15 protein-coding genes and 2 pseudogenes are annotated in these 15,536 nt (G+C 74.3%); 6 read left to right on the top strand and 11 right to left on the bottom strand.

Annotated features, from left to right (window positions below):
- Nucleotide 1 precedes the first annotated feature (1 nt).
- The gene (locus AFB00_RS07230; RefSeq protein WP_068796589.1) at nt 2-904 is read right to left on the bottom strand and encodes a UTP--glucose-1-phosphate uridylyltransferase; all 903 of its coding nucleotides are present in this window, start codon (nt 902-904) and stop codon (nt 2-4) included.
- Between the two features lie 61 nt (nt 905-965).
- On the opposite strand from AFB00_RS07230, the gene AFB00_RS07235 reads away from it, so the two are divergent.
- The gene (locus AFB00_RS07235) at nt 966-1,613 is read left to right on the top strand and encodes a 5-formyltetrahydrofolate cyclo-ligase (protein ID WP_068796590.1); all 648 of its coding nucleotides are present in this window, start codon (nt 966-968) and stop codon (nt 1,611-1,613) included.
- Between the two features lie 257 nt (nt 1,614-1,870).
- On the opposite strand, the gene AFB00_RS36070 is transcribed toward AFB00_RS07235, so the two are convergent.
- Nucleotides 1,871-2,125 (bottom strand): hypothetical protein, encoded by a 255-nt coding sequence (locus tag AFB00_RS36070; RefSeq protein WP_442965885.1) that lies wholly within the window; start codon nt 2,123-2,125, stop codon nt 1,871-1,873.
- 74 nt (nt 2,126-2,199) lie between these two features.
- Here AFB00_RS36070 and AFB00_RS07245 point away from each other — a divergent pair, with 74 nt between their 5' ends.
- Nucleotides 2,200-2,847: an SAF domain-containing protein gene (locus AFB00_RS07245; RefSeq protein ID WP_068796592.1), complete on the top strand. Its 648-nt coding sequence runs from the start codon at nt 2,200-2,202 to the stop codon at nt 2,845-2,847.
- A gap of 49 nt (nt 2,848-2,896) precedes the next feature.
- Here AFB00_RS07245 and AFB00_RS33880 read toward each other — a convergent pair whose 3' ends face one another.
- Complete coding sequence (locus tag AFB00_RS33880) at nt 2,897-3,064, bottom strand: hypothetical protein (protein WP_197519777.1); 168 nt, start codon at nt 3,062-3,064, stop codon at nt 2,897-2,899.
- A gap of 221 nt (nt 3,065-3,285) precedes the next feature.
- On the opposite strand from AFB00_RS33880, the gene AFB00_RS07255 reads away from it, so the two are divergent.
- On the top strand, nt 3,286-3,726 hold the full coding sequence (locus AFB00_RS07255) for an antitoxin (protein WP_068796594.1): 441 nt from the start codon (nt 3,286-3,288) through the stop codon (nt 3,724-3,726).
- A gap of 56 nt (nt 3,727-3,782) precedes the next feature.
- On the opposite strand, the gene AFB00_RS07260 is transcribed toward AFB00_RS07255, so the two are convergent.
- The 4 genes from AFB00_RS07260 to AFB00_RS07275 all read right to left on the bottom strand — a co-directional run bounded on the left by AFB00_RS07260 (nt 3,783) and on the right by AFB00_RS07275 (nt 8,519).
- Nucleotides 3,783-4,274, bottom strand: coding sequence for a MogA/MoaB family molybdenum cofactor biosynthesis protein (locus AFB00_RS07260; RefSeq protein ID WP_156819798.1), 492 nt, complete (start codon nt 4,272-4,274; stop codon nt 3,783-3,785).
- Nucleotides 4,275-4,478: 204 nt separating this feature from the next.
- A complete protein-coding gene (locus tag AFB00_RS07265) occupies nt 4,479-6,275 on the bottom strand; it encodes a trypsin-like peptidase domain-containing protein (protein WP_068796596.1) in 1,797 nt (598 codons plus the stop codon).
- 55 nt (nt 6,276-6,330) lie between these two features.
- Nucleotides 6,331-7,821 carry a sensor histidine kinase gene (locus AFB00_RS07270; RefSeq protein ID WP_156819425.1) on the bottom strand — a complete coding sequence of 497 codons (1,491 nt, stop codon included), beginning with the start codon at nt 7,819-7,821 and terminating at the stop codon, nt 6,331-6,333.
- Nucleotides 7,818-8,519, bottom strand: a complete 702-nt coding sequence (locus AFB00_RS07275; RefSeq protein WP_068796597.1) for a response regulator transcription factor — start codon at nt 8,517-8,519, stop codon at nt 7,818-7,820. Before AFB00_RS07275 ends, AFB00_RS07270 begins: the two co-directional genes overlap by 4 nt.
- A 100-nt stretch (nt 8,520-8,619) precedes the next feature.
- Between AFB00_RS07275 and AFB00_RS07280 the strand changes: the two genes are divergently transcribed.
- Complete coding sequence (locus AFB00_RS07280; protein WP_068796598.1) at nt 8,620-9,309, top strand: SGNH/GDSL hydrolase family protein; 690 nt, start codon at nt 8,620-8,622, stop codon at nt 9,307-9,309.
- A gap of 21 nt (nt 9,310-9,330) precedes the next feature.
- Here AFB00_RS07280 and AFB00_RS07285 read toward each other — a convergent pair whose 3' ends face one another.
- Nucleotides 9,331-10,524, bottom strand: coding sequence for an MFS transporter (locus AFB00_RS07285; RefSeq protein WP_068796599.1), 1,194 nt, complete (start codon nt 10,522-10,524; stop codon nt 9,331-9,333).
- Between the two features lie 164 nt (nt 10,525-10,688).
- On the opposite strand from AFB00_RS07285, the gene ppk2 reads away from it, so the two are divergent.
- The gene (gene ppk2 / locus AFB00_RS07290) at nt 10,689-11,489 is read left to right on the top strand and encodes a polyphosphate kinase 2 (protein ID WP_068796600.1); all 801 of its coding nucleotides are present in this window, start codon (nt 10,689-10,691) and stop codon (nt 11,487-11,489) included.
- A 242-nt stretch (nt 11,490-11,731) separates the two neighbouring features.
- Nucleotides 11,732-12,629: pseudogene (locus AFB00_RS31510) on the top strand (IS5 family transposase).
- A 21-nt stretch (nt 12,630-12,650) separates the two neighbouring features.
- Here the strand turns inward: AFB00_RS31510 and AFB00_RS34660 are convergent.
- The 3 genes and pseudogenes from AFB00_RS34660 to AFB00_RS07310 all read right to left on the bottom strand — a co-directional run.
- Nucleotides 12,651-13,937 (bottom strand): annotated as a pseudogene (locus AFB00_RS34660) (tripartite tricarboxylate transporter permease); the annotation flags it as partial.
- Nucleotides 13,938-13,973: 36 nt separating this feature from the next.
- A complete protein-coding gene (locus tag AFB00_RS07305) occupies nt 13,974-14,408 on the bottom strand; it encodes a tripartite tricarboxylate transporter TctB family protein (RefSeq protein WP_197519778.1) in 435 nt (144 codons plus the stop codon).
- A gap of 140 nt (nt 14,409-14,548) precedes the next feature.
- Nucleotides 14,549-15,535 carry a tripartite tricarboxylate transporter substrate binding protein gene (locus AFB00_RS07310; protein ID WP_068796603.1) on the bottom strand — a complete coding sequence of 329 codons (987 nt, stop codon included), beginning with the start codon at nt 15,533-15,535 and terminating at the stop codon, nt 14,549-14,551.
- Nucleotide 15,536: the final 1 nt, after the last annotated feature.

Consider the following 15,536-nt stretch of genomic DNA (forward strand, 5'->3'; position numbering starts at 1 on the left):
GTCAGTCCTTCAACCGGTCGGTCAGCCAGCCGCGCAGGCTCTCGCCGTACTCGGGATGGTCGAGCATGTGGTCCACGTACGCCCGTGCGTAGCCGGCCGGGTTGCCCAGGTCGTGCCGCCCGCCACGGTGGACGACGACGTGCACCGGGTGCCCCTCCCGGATCAGCAGCGCGACGGCGTCGGTCAGCTGCAGCTCGCCGCCCGCCCCGGGGGTGATCCGCTCCAGGGCGTCGAAGATCGCCCGGTCGAGCAGGTAGCGGCCGGCGGCCGCGAACGTCGACGGCGCCTCGTCGGGCGCCGGCTTCTCCACCATGCCGTGGACCTGCTTGACGTCGTCGTCGCCGGTGTCGGAGACCTCGAACACGCCGTAGGCCGAGATCTCCTCGCGTGGCACGTCGAAGGCGCACAGGACGCTCCCGCCGTACTCGGCCCGGACCTGCGCCATGCGGGCGAGCACCCCGGTCGGCAGGACCAGGTCGTCGGGCAGCAGGACGGCGACGGCCGTCTCGTCGTCGGCCAGTGCCGGGCCGGCCTGGGCCACGGCGTGCCCCAGGCCCTTGGGCTCGTGCTGGTACACCGAGTCGACCGCGAGGAGGCCGGGCGCGCGGCGGACGCGCTGCGCCAGCTCGCCCTTGCCCCGGCCCTCCAGGGTCGTGACCAGCTCGTCGTCCGGCCGGAAGTACGCGGCCACCGACTCCTTGCCCGGTGAGGTGACGATCAGGAGCCGCTCCGCACCCGCCTGGGCGGCCTCGGCCGCGACGAGCTCGATGCCCGGTGTGTCGACGACGGGGAGCAGTTCCTTCGGCACGGCCTTGGTGGTCGGCAGGAACCTGGTGCCGAGACCGGCCGCCGGCACCACGGCGGTGCGGAACGCCGCGGTCGTGCTGGAGGTCTGCGCGCTCATGGTCGGCGAGCCTAGCCACAGCACTAGCCTGGGGCGGTGACGGCTCGCGCGGAGGCAACCGATGAGATCGTCCCCTGATCAGGGCGGGCGACCCGGCGCCGGGAAGATCGGCCTGCGCCGCCGGCTGCTCGACGCCCGTGCCGCACGGTCTCCCGAGGACCGCGCCGCGACCACCGTGGAGCTGGCGAACCATGTGATCTCCCTCGCATCCGGCGGTACCGGTCCGGTCGGCTGCTACCTCCCGACGGGCTCCGAGCCCGGCGCCGCGGGATCGGGGTCCGTGACCGTGGCGGACCTGCTGCTCGACGCCGGCCACGAGGTGCTCGTGCCCGTGGTCCCGGCCGAGCCGGAACCGCTCGACTGGGCCCGCCACACCGGCCCCGGCGGACCGGTCCGGGGCCCGCTGGGGGTCCCCGAGCCCACCGGCGACCGGCTCGGTGCCGACGCCGTCCGGCAGGTACGGCTGCTGCTGGTGCCCGCGCTCGCCGTGGACCGTCGCGGCCGGCGGCTCGGCCGCGGCGGCGGCTACTACGACCGCACCCTGCCGCTCCTCGGCACGGGTACGACCACCGCCGCGCTCCTGCACGACGACGAGTTCCTCGACGAGGTCCCCGCCGAGCCGCACGACGCGCCCGTCGGCGCGGTGGTCCTGCCCCGCGCCGGAACCGTGCGGCTCCCCGTCCCCGCGTCCACCCGGGAACGCACCTGACCGCACGGACGGGTCGGGCCCCACCGACGGGCGGAGTATGCTGGCACTCGCAGTGTGGGAGTGCCAGCTGCGCGAGTGCCCGACGGCTGCCCGGAGGATGTTGTGCCGACCTACCAGTACGCATGCACGGCGTGTGACCACCGCTTCGAGGCGGTGCAGTCGTTCTCCGACGACGCCCTCACGACCTGCCCGAACTGCGGCGGTGCGCTGCGCAAGGTCTTCTCCTCGGTCGGGATCGTGTTCAAGGGCAGCGGCTTCTACCGCACCGACTCGCGGTCCGGGGCCGTCGGCGGCGGCTCGTCCGACTCCTCGAAGAAGGACGGCTCGTCGTCCTCCTCGTCCTCGTCGGACTCCACGTCGTCCTCCTCGTCCTCGTCCTCGGGGGCCTCGTCCTCCTCCTCGTCGGCGAAGTCCGGCTCCGGTTCCTCGTCATCGTCGGGCACGGCGTCGTCCTCGTCGAAGGCCGCGTCCTCCTGACCGCGGAGTTGTCCACAAGTAGCTGAGTTGTCCACAGGTTCGTGATCGGACCTGTGGACACCGCATCGCGCTCCTAGCGTCGGATCGAGGACTCCGGCGGAGGTGCGGCATGGACGAGGGCGATCGAGGGCCACGGGCCCGGTGGGAGCGCACGCTCCGCGGGGCGGTCTGGTCCCGCACGCTGCTCCTGCGCCGGCTCGCCGCGCTCGCACTGGCCGTGGCCGCGGTGGTCGTCGCGGTACTGCCCGCGGCCGCCGACGAGCGGGGCGACGTGCTCGTCGCCGCCCGGGACCTGGAGCCCGGCACGGTCCTCCGCCCGGCCGACGTCCGACCGGTCGCCTGGCCGGCCGCGCTCGTCCCCGGCGGCGCGTTGCGGGTCCCGGCCGAGGCGGACGGCCGGACCGTCGCCGGACCGGTCCGCTCCGGTGAGGCGCTCACCGACCTGCGCCTGGTCGGCCCCGAGACCGCCGTGCGGACCGGCGGGCCCGGTGCGTCCGCGGTGCCGGTCCGCCCGGCCGACCCGGCCGTCGCCGCGCTGCTCTCACCCGGCGTGCGGGTCGACGTCATCAGCGAGGACGACGGCGGCCCTCGGGTGCTCGCCGCGCGGGCCGGTGTCGTCGCGGTGCTGCCGGCCGCCGGGGCCGCCGGTACCGCGGGCGCGCGGGGCCCGCTCGTCCTCATCGCGCTGCCGGAGCCCGAGGCCAACGCCGTCGCGGCGGCGACGCTGTCCGGCGAGGTCGCGGTGACGCTGCGATGACCGCGCCGGTGTGCGGTGCCGGGCCGGCGGTGCGGGCCGCGGTGTCCGGTCAGCCGCCGTGGTGCGGCGGGCGGTTCTCGGTGAACCAGCGATCCGGATCGCGGTCGTCACGCTCGTCCGAGGAGCCGCCGTCGGCGCGCTCGTCGGACGTGGTGGCGGGGTCGTCGCCGAAGATCTCCTCGATCCGGCGGCGGAGCCGGTCCGCGGGTTCGGTCATGGGTCCATCGTGCCCTGACGGGCGGCAGCCGGTCCGGCGGGCCACCGGCCGGGCGCGGCCCGGGGCGGTGCCGGCCCCCGGGGCGGTGTCGATCCCGTCTCGGTGCCGCACGCCGGGCGCGCACACCGGCACGGAACACCCATCCGGTGCCACCATGGTGGTAGCCGTACGCAACACGCCCACGGTCGTCGTTGGCATCGAGAGCAGGAGGGGGACCGTTCATGGGGTTCCTGGACAAGGCCCGGGAGGCCGCCGAGAGCGCCTTGGAGAAGGCCGCTCCGCACCTGGAGAAGGCGAAGGAGAAGGCCGGGCCGCAGCTGGAGAAGGCCAAGGAGAAGGCCGGGCCGCTGGTCGGGAAGGCCGCGGAGAAGGTCGACCAGGCCACCGGTGGCAAGTACACCGAGCAGATCGACGGAGTGAAGGGCAAGGTCGAGGGCGCGCTCGGGCACACCGGCGAGACGGCCCCGGGTGCGGGGACCCACACCGGTCCCGTTCCGCCGGTCCCGCCGGCACCGCCCGGGGGCGACGCGCTCCGGCCGGACGGCAACCCGGCGACCCCGCAGCCGCCGGTGACCCCGCCCGTCACGCCGCCGTCCGCTCCGGACGCGGACCGGGACGGCAAGGGGCCGGGCAGCGTGCCGCCGGTGCCGCCGGCGAGCTGATCCCACGGGTCCCGGGGCGCGGGTGGAGTTCGGCTCCGTCCGCGCCCCGGGGACCGTCAGGCCGGCGGACCCGCGAGTTCCGAGATCACGTGCGGGACGAGCGGGCTGAGGGTCGCCATGCCGTCGCGGACCGCCGCGCGCGAGGCGGCCAGGTTCACCACCAGGGTGCTGCCGGAGACACCGACGACGCCGCGGGACACGCCCGCGTCGACGGCTCCCGCGGCGAGGCCGGAGGCGCGGACCGCCTCGGCGATCCCCGGTACCGGCCGGTCCAGCACGCCGGTGGTGGCGTCCGGTGTCACGTCGCGCGGGGAGACCCCGGTCCCGCCGACGGTGATCACCAGGTCCACGCCACCGATCACGGCGGTGTTCAGTGCACTGCGGATCGCCACGACGTCGCCGGGGGCGTTGACCACGCCGTCGACGACGAAGTTCGCCTCCTCGAGCAGCTCGGTGACCAGCGGACCGGTCCCGTCGGACGACTCCCCGGCACTGACCCGGTCGTCGACGATCACCACGAGGGCACGGCCGATCTGCGGACCCGGCATCTCCATGCCCGCCACCCTATCCCCGGCCGGCCCGGGGCGGAGGGGAGGCCGCGCCGACGCAGCGAGGGGGATCCTGCGCCGGCACGACTCTCCGGATGCATCCGGCGGGGCACCACCGGGTGCCTGCTCAGCCCACCACGGAGATACTTCACCCGTCAACAAAATCCGGGGGTCAGCACTCCGTGGGCGGAATCCCGTCCGGGGTCACTGCTCCCCCAGGGTCACCTGCACCGACCGGTCCCGCAGCTGCAGGTCGACCACGCTTCCCGGGGGCTGGGAGTGGACGGCCGCCTGCAGGTCCGCCCCGGTCTCGATCCGCCGGTCCCCCACCCGCTGCACCAGGTCGTCCGGGCGCAGCCCGGCCTGCTCGGCGGCGCCGCCGGGGGTGACCGTACGGACGACCGCACCCCCGAACTGCGGGTCGTCGGTGACCTCGACGCCGAGCACCGCGTGGGTGGCCGGGCGACCGGTCCGCAGCTGGTCGGCGATCCTGCGCGCCTGGTTCACCGGGATGGAGAACCCGACACCGATCGAGCCGCCGCCCGGCCCGGCCGTCGCGATCGCGGAGTTGATCCCGACCACCCGGCCCTCCGCATCGACCAGCGGTCCGCCCGAGTTGCCCGGGTTGATCGCGGCGTCGGTCTGGATCGCGTCGAACACCGTGTCCGGCCCGCCGGCCTCGCCGCCGATGCTCACCGCGCGGTCGAGGGCGGAGACGATGCCGGTGGTCACCGAGCCGCCCAGGCCGAGCGGCGAGCCGATCGCCGTGACCTGCTGTCCGACCCGGACGCCGTCGGAGTTGGCGAACTCCACCGGGACGAGCCCGGTCAGCTGCACCTGGACGAGCGCCACGTCCGACTTGGGGTCCTGGCCCACGATCGAGCCGGTGGCGACGCGACCGTCCTGGAACACCGCACGGACGGTGCCGCCGGACGCCGCCGGCCCGACCACGTGGTTGTTGGTGAGGACCAGACCGTCCTCGCTGATCACCATCCCGGTGCCCTCGCCGAGGCCACCGCTGTTCCCGGCGCCACCGGTGACCCGGAGCTGCACCACGCTCGGCAGCACGCGCTGCGCGACCGCCTCGACCGGGGTGACGGGCAGGTCGGAGTCGACGTCGGGGATCGGCGAGTCCAGCACGCCCCCGCCGGAGACCGACGACCGCGCGATGTCGGTGCCGATCGCCCCGCCGATGGCGCCGGCGACCAGCGCGAGCACCAGCCCGCCGACGATCATCGCGAGCGTGGTCCGGGACCGGCGCGGCGGCGGTGGGCCGGTCGGCGACGGTGCCCCCGTCGCCTCCCGCGGCGGGGCGCCGTACGCCCACGGCGGGGGCGCCGGCCGGTCCCGGCCGGGATCACCGGCCACCGGCCCCATCGCGGACGTGCCCGGAGCCGGCGGGGAACCCGCCGCGTCCGGGACGGGACCGGCCGCCGTGGCGGGGTCCTGCTCCGCCTGCGGTGCCGCGGTCGACGACATCGGCCCGGCCTGCTCCTCGGACGTGCCTCCCGGCCTGGCCCACGGGCTGGACGGGACGAACCACCGGTCGGTCGGCGGGTCCTGGGCGTCGCCGCCCGCGGTAGACCCGGCGCCCCCGGTGGGCCCGGCGCCTGCTGTGGTCCCGGAGCCGGGGGCAGTTCCGCTCCCGGCTGCGGACCCGGTGCCGGGCGAGGTTCCAGTCGTGCCGATGCCGGTCGTCTCGGTGCCCGTCGTTCCGGTGTCGGTCGTTCCGGTGCCCGTCGCTCCGGTGCCGGCCGCTCCGGCCGCACCCGCGCCCGTTCCCTGGGCGGCCGCCGTGTGCTCGGCTCCCGCGGCGTCCGCCCCGGACCCGGAACCGTCGGCGGCGCCGCGCTCCGGGTCGACCGGGCGGTCGCCCTCCCTCGCGCCGGTGCTGCCTGCGGCGGGCGCCGGATCGCCGGGTCCGGTGCCTCCACCCTCCGCCGCGCCCGGGCCGTGCGGGTCCCGCCCGGGCGTCTCGTCGGGCGGGTTCTCCTGGGCCATGCGTCCACCGTCCGTCACGTCGCTGCTCGGCCCGTCGTCCGGAGCCGCCCCCAGGTTATGGGCTGGCGTCGTCGGGCACCCCTCGGCCCGGCAGCGCGAGCGACAGCAGTGCACCGCCCTCCGGGGCACGGCCCGCCCGGACCTCCCCGCCGTGCCGGGCCGCGGCCTGGGCCACGATCGACAGGCCGAGGCCGGAACCGGGCATGGTCCGCGAGGTGTCGGCCCGGTAGAAGCGGTCGAACACGTGCGGCAGATCGCCGACGGCGATGCCGTCCCCGGTGTCGGCGACCTCGATGACCAGCCACTCCGGCGAGATCGGGATCATCGACAGCCGGACCGTCCCGCCGGGCGGGCTCCACTTGACCGCGTTGTCCAGCAGGTTGAGCACCGCACGTTCGAGGGCGCTCGCGTCGCCGTCGAGGATCCACCGGGTGAGGTGGATGTCGAACTCGACCTCCCCGGCCCGGCGCCGGACCCTGGCCAGCGCGCGCTCCACGATCTCGCCGAGCTCGAGTGCCTCGGTCGTCATCGTGGGGTCGTCGTCCCTGGCGAGTTCGACGAGATCCCCCACCAGGTGCGACAGCTCCTCGACCTGGGCGCGGACGTCGTCGAGCAGCTCGGCCCGGTCCTCGGCCGGCAGGGTCGGGGCGTCGACCCGGTCGGCCGCGGCGAGCAGTTCGAGGTTGGTGCGCAACGAGGTCAGCGGGGTCCGCAGCTCGTGTCCCGCGTCGGCGACCAACCTGCGTTGCTGTTCGTGGGAGGCGGCGAGCGCGCCGAGCATCGCGTTGAAGCTGATCGTCAGCCGGGCCAGCTCGTCCGAGCCGGACACCGGGATCGGTCGCAGGTCACCGGTGGTCGCCACCCGTTCCGTGGCGGCGGTGAGCCGCTGCACCGGCCGCAGGCCGGTCCGGGCGACCGCCACCCCGGCCAGCCCGGCGAGGATCACGCCGCCGAGCCCCACCAGCGGCAGCGCGGTGCCCAGCCGGGAGACGACCCGGGTGATCGAGTCGAGCTGCTGGGCGATCACGAGTGCGCGGCCCTCGCCCGCCGGCACGGCGACGACCCGGTAGGCCTCGCCGGCCAGCGAGGTTGTGCGACCACCCTGCGCCTGTCCCGTCCGGGCGACCGTCAGCTCCGGCTCCCCGACCGGCGGGGTCGACGACGGATCCGCCGAGGTGTACACGCCCGAGGAGTAGATGAGCGCGATGTGCAGGTCCGCCGCACCCAGCACGGCGGGCGGCAGCGCGGCGAGGAGCTGCGGGTTGATCAGATCGCTCTCCGCCGCCGACTGGGCGCGCAGCAGCAGGGTCTCGTCCAGGGAGCTCGTGAGGTTCTGCCGCACCACGAGGAACGCGGCCGCCGAGACGAGCAGCACCATCGTCGCGGCCACCAGGGCGGCCAGTACCCCGATCCGGGCGCGCAGGGTGAACCGTTCCCGGTCGTGCTCCCGGCCCCCCGGTACCCGCCGCCACCAGCGCTCCGCGTGCTCGTCGCGGTCCGCGGCGGTCCGGTCGCCGGGGCCGTCGAGGCGCTGGGGCCCGGTCACGGCGGCGACTCCCGCAGCACGTACCCGACCCCGCGCACGGTGTGGATCAGTCGCGGCTCACCGTCGGCCTCGGTCTTGCGGCGCAGGTACCCGACGTACACCTCCAGCGCGTTGCCGCTGGTCGGGAAGTCGTATCCCCACACCTGCTCCAGGATCTGGGCGCGGGTGAGCACCCGGCGCGGGTGCGCCAGCAGGAGCTCGAGCAGCGAGAACTCGGTCCGGGTGAGGCTGATCGACCGGTCGGCCCGGGAGACCTCACGGGTCTCCGGGTCCAGGGACAGGTCCGCGAAGGTGAGGGCGGCGCTCGGGCGGTCGGCACCGTCGGCGTCCGGCTCGACGACCCGGCGCCGCAGCAGGGCGCGCAGCCGGGCGAGCAGTTCCTCCAGGGCGAAGGGCTTCGGCAGGTAGTCGTCGGCCCCGGCGTCCAGCCCGGCGACCCGGTCGGAGACCGCGTCCCGCGCCGTCAGCACCAGGATCGGCAGCTCGTCCCCCGCGCTGCGCAGCCGCCGGCACACCTCGAGGCCGTCCAGGCGCGGCATCATCACGTCGAGGACGAGCGCGTCGGGCCGGTCGGTGAGCATCTTGTCCAGCGCCGCCTGCCCGTCCTCGGCCAGCTCGACCTGGTAGCCGTTGAAGGCCAGCGACCGGCGCAGCGAGTCTCGGACCGCCTTGTCGTCGTCGACGACCAGAATGCGCATGGGCCCAGTCTCGCCCAGCGGGCTGAGAGACGTCTGAGCGGGAGCTGATCGTCGGCCCTGGTCCCGGCGGTGCGGTGCCGGACTCTGCTTCACTGGCGTCGTGACCGATGCGGGCGAGGCCGCCTTCTCGAACCGGACCGGCCGCCCGCCCGGGCGGCTCATCACGCTCGCCTCCCGCGTCGTCCCGGCGATCCGCCGGGTGCAGGAGCAGATCGAGCCCTACGCCGCGTACTGGGAGGACCGCAACCGGGTCGAGCTCGCCCGGTCCGGGCCGCTCTGCGCGGTGCTGGGCGACTCGATGGCCCAGGGGGTCGGCGCGGCGAGCCCCGAGGGGGGTTGGGCCGGCCGGTTGCGGGACCGGCTGCCGGAGCACCGGCTGGTGAACCTGTCCCAGTACGGCGCCCGGGTCGCCGACGTGCTCGACCAGCAGCTCCCGTCCGCGCTGCGGCTGCAGCCGGACCTGCTGGTGTGCCTGATCGGCTCGAACGACCTCATGCAGCCCCGCCACCAGGACGGCGTGACCGACCGGTTCGCGGCCCTGCTCGACCGGCTGCCACCCGGCACCGTGATCGGCAACCAGCCCGGGACGTTCGCCGCCGCGTTGCAGGTCAACGGCCTGATCGACGAGGCCGTCCGGGACCGCGGGCTGGTGCTGGCCGAGCTGCGCGACCCGCGGACCCGGCACTGGCGGGGCAAGCTCGCCTCCGACCGGTTCCACCCGAACGACCGTGGCTACGCCGCGATCGCGGAGGTGTTCGGCGAGGCCCTGCACCGAGCCGGGCGGGGGTGACCCGGCGGCCGGTCGATCCGGTCAGCCGACCCGCGCGGGTTCCCGGCGGGCGTCGACCGCGGCGCTGCGGCCCGCGACGAGCGCGACACCCAGCCCGAGCACGGCCAGCCCGGCCGCGACCACGTTCGGCGACGCGAGCCCGTGGCCGGCGGCGATCGCCGCACCGCCCAGCGCCGCCCCGATCGCGTTCGCCACGTTGAACGCCGCCTGGTTGGCACCGGAGGCGAGGTGCGGCGCGTCCCCGGCGGCGTTGATGACCCGCAGCTGGACCGGCGGGACGATCGCGAACGTCGTCACGGCCAGGGTGAACAGCGCCACGACCGCCGTCGCCTGGTTCTGCAGTGCCGGGACGAACAGCAGCGACACGACCGCGGTCGCGGCCAGCCCGCCGTAGATCGTCGGCATCGTGGCGATGTCGGCCAGCCGCGCGCCGACGACGTTGCCCACCGTCATGCCGATGCCGAACACCGCCAGCAGCAGGGTGACCTCGGTCGGGGTGAATCCGGCGATCCCGGTGAGCATCGGGGTGATGTAGCTGTAGGTCGCGAACAGCGCCGCGCCGCCGACCGTCCCGACCAGCAGCGTCATCCACACCGGGCGGCGCACGAGCGCCCGGAACTCGTTCGCGAGCCGGGCCGGGGCGGCGCTGCGGACGTCCGGGACGCACACCGCGACCGCCAGCGCGGCCACCGCCGCGATCAGCCCGACGACGGCGAACACCCAGCGCCAGCCGACCTGCTGGCCGATCAGCGTCCCCACCGGCACACCGGCCACGTTGGCCAGGGTCAGCCCGGAGACCATCACCGCGATCGCGCGGGCCCGGCGGGTCCTGGCGACCAGCCCGCCGGCGACGACGGCGCCGATCCCGAAGAACGCGCCGTGCGGCAGCCCGGCGAGGAACCGGGTGACGAGCACCGGCAGGTAGCCGGGCACGAGCGCCGAGGCGAGGTTGAACGCGGCGTAGCCGCCCATCAGCGCGATCAGCACGGCCTTGCGCGGGAACCGGTTGGCGGCGGCGATGAGCAGCGGCGCCCCGACGACGACACCGAGCGCGTAGGCGGAGATCAACCGCCCGGCACCCGGGATATCGACGCCGAGCCCGCCGGCGACGTCGGGCAGCAGACCCATGATCACGAACTCGCCGGTGCCGATGGCGAAGGCGCCGACGGCGAGCGCGGCGAGCGCGAGTGACGGACGAGTGGTGACGGCAGACATCAGCGGAGGACTTCCCGGACGGAGACGAGGAGGGAGCCGGCGCGGGCCCCCGGAGGACGCGCGCACCACTGCGCGAATATCGACGTTAGACGAGGAAAGTCCGTGATCGCCAGCCGTCGACGGTGTCCCGTGCGTCACGACCGGACGCCTGGTTGGGTGGGCCGATGGCGATCCGGAAGCTGCCCCGCAAGATCTACGAGCCCGAGCTGCTGCGCCTGCAGGGCGAGCTGCTGAAGATGCAGGAGTGGGTCCGGGCGTCCGGGGCGCGGGTCGTCGTCGTCTTCGAGGGCCGGGACGCGGCCGGCAAGGGCGGCGCCATCCAGCGGGTGAGCCAGTACCTCAACCCCCGGTTCTGCCGGACCGTGGCGCTCCCGGCGCCGACCGAGCGCCAGCGCGGGCAGTGGTACTTCCAGCGTTACGTCGAGCACCTGCCGGCCGCCGGGGAGATCGTGCTGCTGGACCGGTCCTGGTACAACCGCGCCGGCGTCGAGCGGGTGATGGGGTTCTGCACCGAGGCCGAGTACCGGCGGTTCCTGCGCCAGGCGCCGGTGTTCGAGCAGCTGCTCGTCGAAGACGGCGTCCACCTGCTCAAGTACTGGTTCTCGGTCAGCGCCGACGAGCAGGCGAAGCGCTTCGCCGAACGGCTGGAGAACCCGCTGAAGCAGTGGAAGCTGTCCCCGATGGACCTGGAGTCGATGACCCGCTGGGACGACTACTCCCGGGCCCGCGACGACATGCTCGTCCACACCGACACCGAGCACGCGCCGTGGTGGATCGTCGAGGCCGAGCAGAAGCGCAACGCCCGGATCAACATGATCCACCACCTGCTGTCGTCGGTCCCGTGGGAGCCGGTGTCCCGCCAGGTGTTGACGCTGCCGGAACGGGCGCCGTCGAGCGGCTACGAGCGCCCGTCCCGGGAGGTGCAGCGGGACGTGCCGGACCACGCGGCCGCCCTGCTGGGGTGACCGCCCCGGCTCACACCTTCTCGGTGGTCCGGTTGCGGCGCAGGACCAGCAGCCGGGCCAGCGGCGCGGCGACGACGGCCAGCACGACCAGCCCCCACACCGTGACCGAGATCGGCGAGCCGAACACCATGTCCCCCACGCTGCCGCGGCTGAGCGAGAGTCCCTGACGCAGGTAGGTCTCCAGGAACGGCCCTAGGGCGTGTCTCCCAAATGGGCGGAGCGGGGTGCGCGATGCTTGATCGGTGCCGCGTACCGCTGTCCTGACTGATGCCCAGTGGGCCCGTCTGGCGCCGCTGTTGCCCTCCTCCGAGGGTCGTCGCGGGCGCCCGTTCCGCGATGACCGCCGGGTGATCGAGGGGATCATCTACCGGTATCGGTGCGGGCTTCCCTGGCGCGACGTCCCAGCCGAGTTCGGGCCGTGGCAGACGTTGTGGAAGCGGCACCGCCGCTACAGCGGCGACGGCACCTGGGACCACATCCTGGCTGCTCTTCTGGTCGAGGCCGACGCCGCCGAGGTGCTCGGGTGGGCGGTCAGCGTGGACTCCACGATCATCCGTGCCCACCAGCACGCCGCGACCCTCAAGCGCGACACAGGGGGCCGGATCGAACTACACGAATCTGCTCGCCGAACCAGCAGATCACGCGCTGGGACGGTCCCGCGGAGGGCTGTCGACGAAGATCCACCAGCTCGTTGACGGGCACGGCCGCCCGCTGGTGGTCCTCCTCGGCCCCGGCCAGGGCGGCGACTCGCCAATGTTTCCGCACCTGATGGCGCGCCTGAGCATCGCCCGACCGGGCCCGGGACGACCCCGGACCCGGCCTGAACGCGTGCGCGCGGACAAGGCCTACTCCTCACGCGCGATCCGCCGGCACCTGCGCGAGCGCCGGATCATCGCTGTCATTCCGGAGCCCTCTGACCAGCAGGGACACCGCAAACGACGCGGCTCACGCGGCGGCCGACCGCCCGCATTCGATCCGGTCGACTACCGAAACCGCAACGTCGTCGAGCGCGGGTTCTGCCACGTCAAGCAGTGGCGCGGGCTGGCCACCCGTTACGACAAGCTCGCCCTGACCTTCCGCGGCGGCGCCGTCCTGAAGGCGATCGTCACCTGGCTCCGCGCATTGGGAGACACACCCTAGGGCGACGCCGAGGATCAGCGGCGCCATCTGGAAGTCGTAGAGCCGCAGCACGTAGCCGATCAGACCGAAGACCACCAGCAGGTAGACGTCGAGCATGCTGTTGTTGACGCTGTAGGCACCGACGACGGAGATCGCGACGATGCCGGTCACCAGCAGGTGCTGCGGCATGCTGAGCAGCCGGACCCACACCCCGATCATCGGGATGTTCAGCACCACCAGCATGAGGTTGCCCAGGAAGATCGAGGCGATGACGCCCCAGAAGATGTCGGGGTTGTCCTGGATCAGCGTCGGGCCGGGCTGCACCCCGTGGATCAGCATCGCCGACAGCACCAGCGCCAGCGTGCTGGAGAACGGGATGCCCAGCGTCAGGATCGGCACGATGCTGGAGGTCGACGCCGCGTTGTTGGCCGCCTCCGGCCCGGACACGCCCTCGATCTCGCCGGTCCCGAACCGGGACGGGTGCTTCGAGACGCTCTTCTCCACCTTGTAGGACGCGAACGCCGACATCGCCGCCGACGGCCCCGGCAGCAGCCCGAGGAACGCCCCGATCCCGGTGCCGCGCAGCCAGGGCGCGACCGACCGGCGGAGCTCCTCGCGGGACGGGAGCAGGTCCCGCGCCCGGACCCGGGTCCGGTCCCCGCGCGGCCGGGCACCGGAGACCAGGAACAGCAGCTCCGCGAGCCCGAACGCACCCACCGCCACCGGGACCAGTCCGATGCCCTGGCTCAGGTCACCGCTGCCGAAGGTGAACCGGGACAGCGCCGTCACCGGCTCCTGTCCCACCGTGGCCACCGCCATGCCCAGCCCGAGCGGGAGCAGGTTGCTGTTCAGGCCGCCGCCGGACACCGTCGAGAGCACCAACAGGCTGCCCGCGACCAGCGCGAACAACTCGGCCGGGCCGAACATCAGGCCGATCGAGGCCAGCAGCGGGGAGAAGAAGGTGACCACGACCGCGGTGATCGTCCCGGCGACGAACGACCCGATCGTCGTGATGCCGAGCACCGGTCCTGCCCGGCCCTTCCTGGCCAGCTCGTAGCCGTCCATCGCGGCGACCACCGACGCGGCCTCGCCGGGGACCTTGAGCAGGATCGAGGTGATCGACCCGCCGTACATGGCCCCGTAGTAGATGCCGGCGATCATGATGATGCCGGTCTCCGGGTTGTCCAGGGTGAAGGTCAGCGGCAGGACGAGTGCCGCCCCGGCCACCGTCCCCAGTCCGGGCAGCACCCCGGTCAGCATGCCCAGCAGCACGCCGAGGAACGCGGCGCCGAGGTTGATCGGCAGCAGGGCGACGGACAGGCCGTGCATCAGGCCGTCGAGGGTTTCCACAGGTCTCGCCTCCGCTCAGATCTCAGCGACGCCGTCGGGCATGGACACTCCGAGCGCGGTCACGAACAGCAGGTGCACGGCCACGCCCATGGCGACGCCGGCGAGCACCGACCACAGCCAGGACCGTCCGCTCAGCACCCGCAGCAGCCCGACGCAGAACAGCGCGGTCGTGACCAGGTGCCCCAGCAGCGGGAGCACGAGGACGTAGCCCACCGTCGCGGCGACGAGCACGACCGCCTTGGTGCGCCCGTCACCACGCGGCAGGTCGACCGGTTCCCGCCCGCCGCTGCGCAGCTCCTCGACGATCGTCGCCAGGCAGGCGACGGCGAGGAACGCACCGACCGCGAGCGGGAACACCGCCGGACCGGGTTGCTCCGGGGTGCCGAGCGACAGCGCGGCCGCCTGGCTGAGGTAGCCCAGCGCGAACACCAGGACGACGGCCGCGGTCACGGCACGTCCCCGCCGGCCTCCGGCCGCCGCCGTGCCGGGCCCGCCCTGCGGCGCCGGGCCCTGGTCCGCGCCCGCTACGCGGCCGGGCCCGTCGCCCGTACCCGGGGCCGGTGCGGGGCCGGAGGCCGGGACGGAGCCCGTCATCCGGCCTGCTCGAGCAGCCCGGTCCGCTCCAGCAGCGCGGCGTACGCGTCGCGGGTCCGGTCGATCGTCGCCTGGTACTCCTGCGGGTCCTGCGGGCGCGGGCGCAGACCGCGCTCCCGCACGAACGTCTGGAACTCCTCGCTGCCGGCCACCGTGGTCGTCGCGGCGACCAGCCGGTCGCGCACCTGGGGCGGCAGCCCGCGCGGTGCGCCGATGCCGACCACCTCGGGGGTGTCGCCGATGTCCAGTCCCAGCTCCGAGGTCGGCACCGCTCCCGGCGCCGCGGCGAACGGCTCGTCACCGAAGGTTGCGAGCACCCGGATGTTGCCGGCGGCCACGTCACCGGCGAACGTCGCGGCCCGCCCGACGACGGCGTCCACCTGCCCGCCGACGAGTGCCTTGAACGCCTCCGCCCCACCGCCGCCGAACGCGACGGACTGGATGTCCACATCGGCCGCATCGGCGAGCTTGCGAATCTCCAGGTCGGTCACGGCCAGCGCGCCGGAGTTCGCCACCTGGACGGTGCCCGGGTTGGCGCGGGCGTCGTCGAGGAACTCCTGCGCGCTCTGCCACGGCGCGTCCGCGCGGACGGCCAGGTTGGCGGGCTGGTCGGCGATCCCGGCGAGCAGCTCGGCGTCACCCGGTTCGTACGGGAGCTCCTGGAGCAGCGGGGTCAGCGCCAGCGCGCTGTCGATGAACATGCCGATCGTGTAGCCGTCCGGATCGGACTGCAGCACGTTGTTGGTGCCCACGGTCGTCCCGCCGCCGTCGCGGTTCTCGACGACGACCGGCACCCCCAGCTCGGCCTCCAGCTGGCGGGCGAACTGCCGGGCGACCGGATCGGTCGACCCACCGGGCGACGCCGGGACGATGAACGTGATGTCGTCCTCGGGATAGGCCCCGGGATCGGGCGCCCCGCACCCTGCGGCGAACGCCAGTGCGGCGCACGCGACGATGGAGACCACCACTCTGTGGATCTTCATT

Origin of the sequence: Pseudonocardia sp. HH130630-07, from assembly GCF_001698125.1 — a bacterium.
Classification (GTDB): domain Bacteria; phylum Actinomycetota; class Actinomycetes; order Mycobacteriales; family Pseudonocardiaceae; genus Pseudonocardia.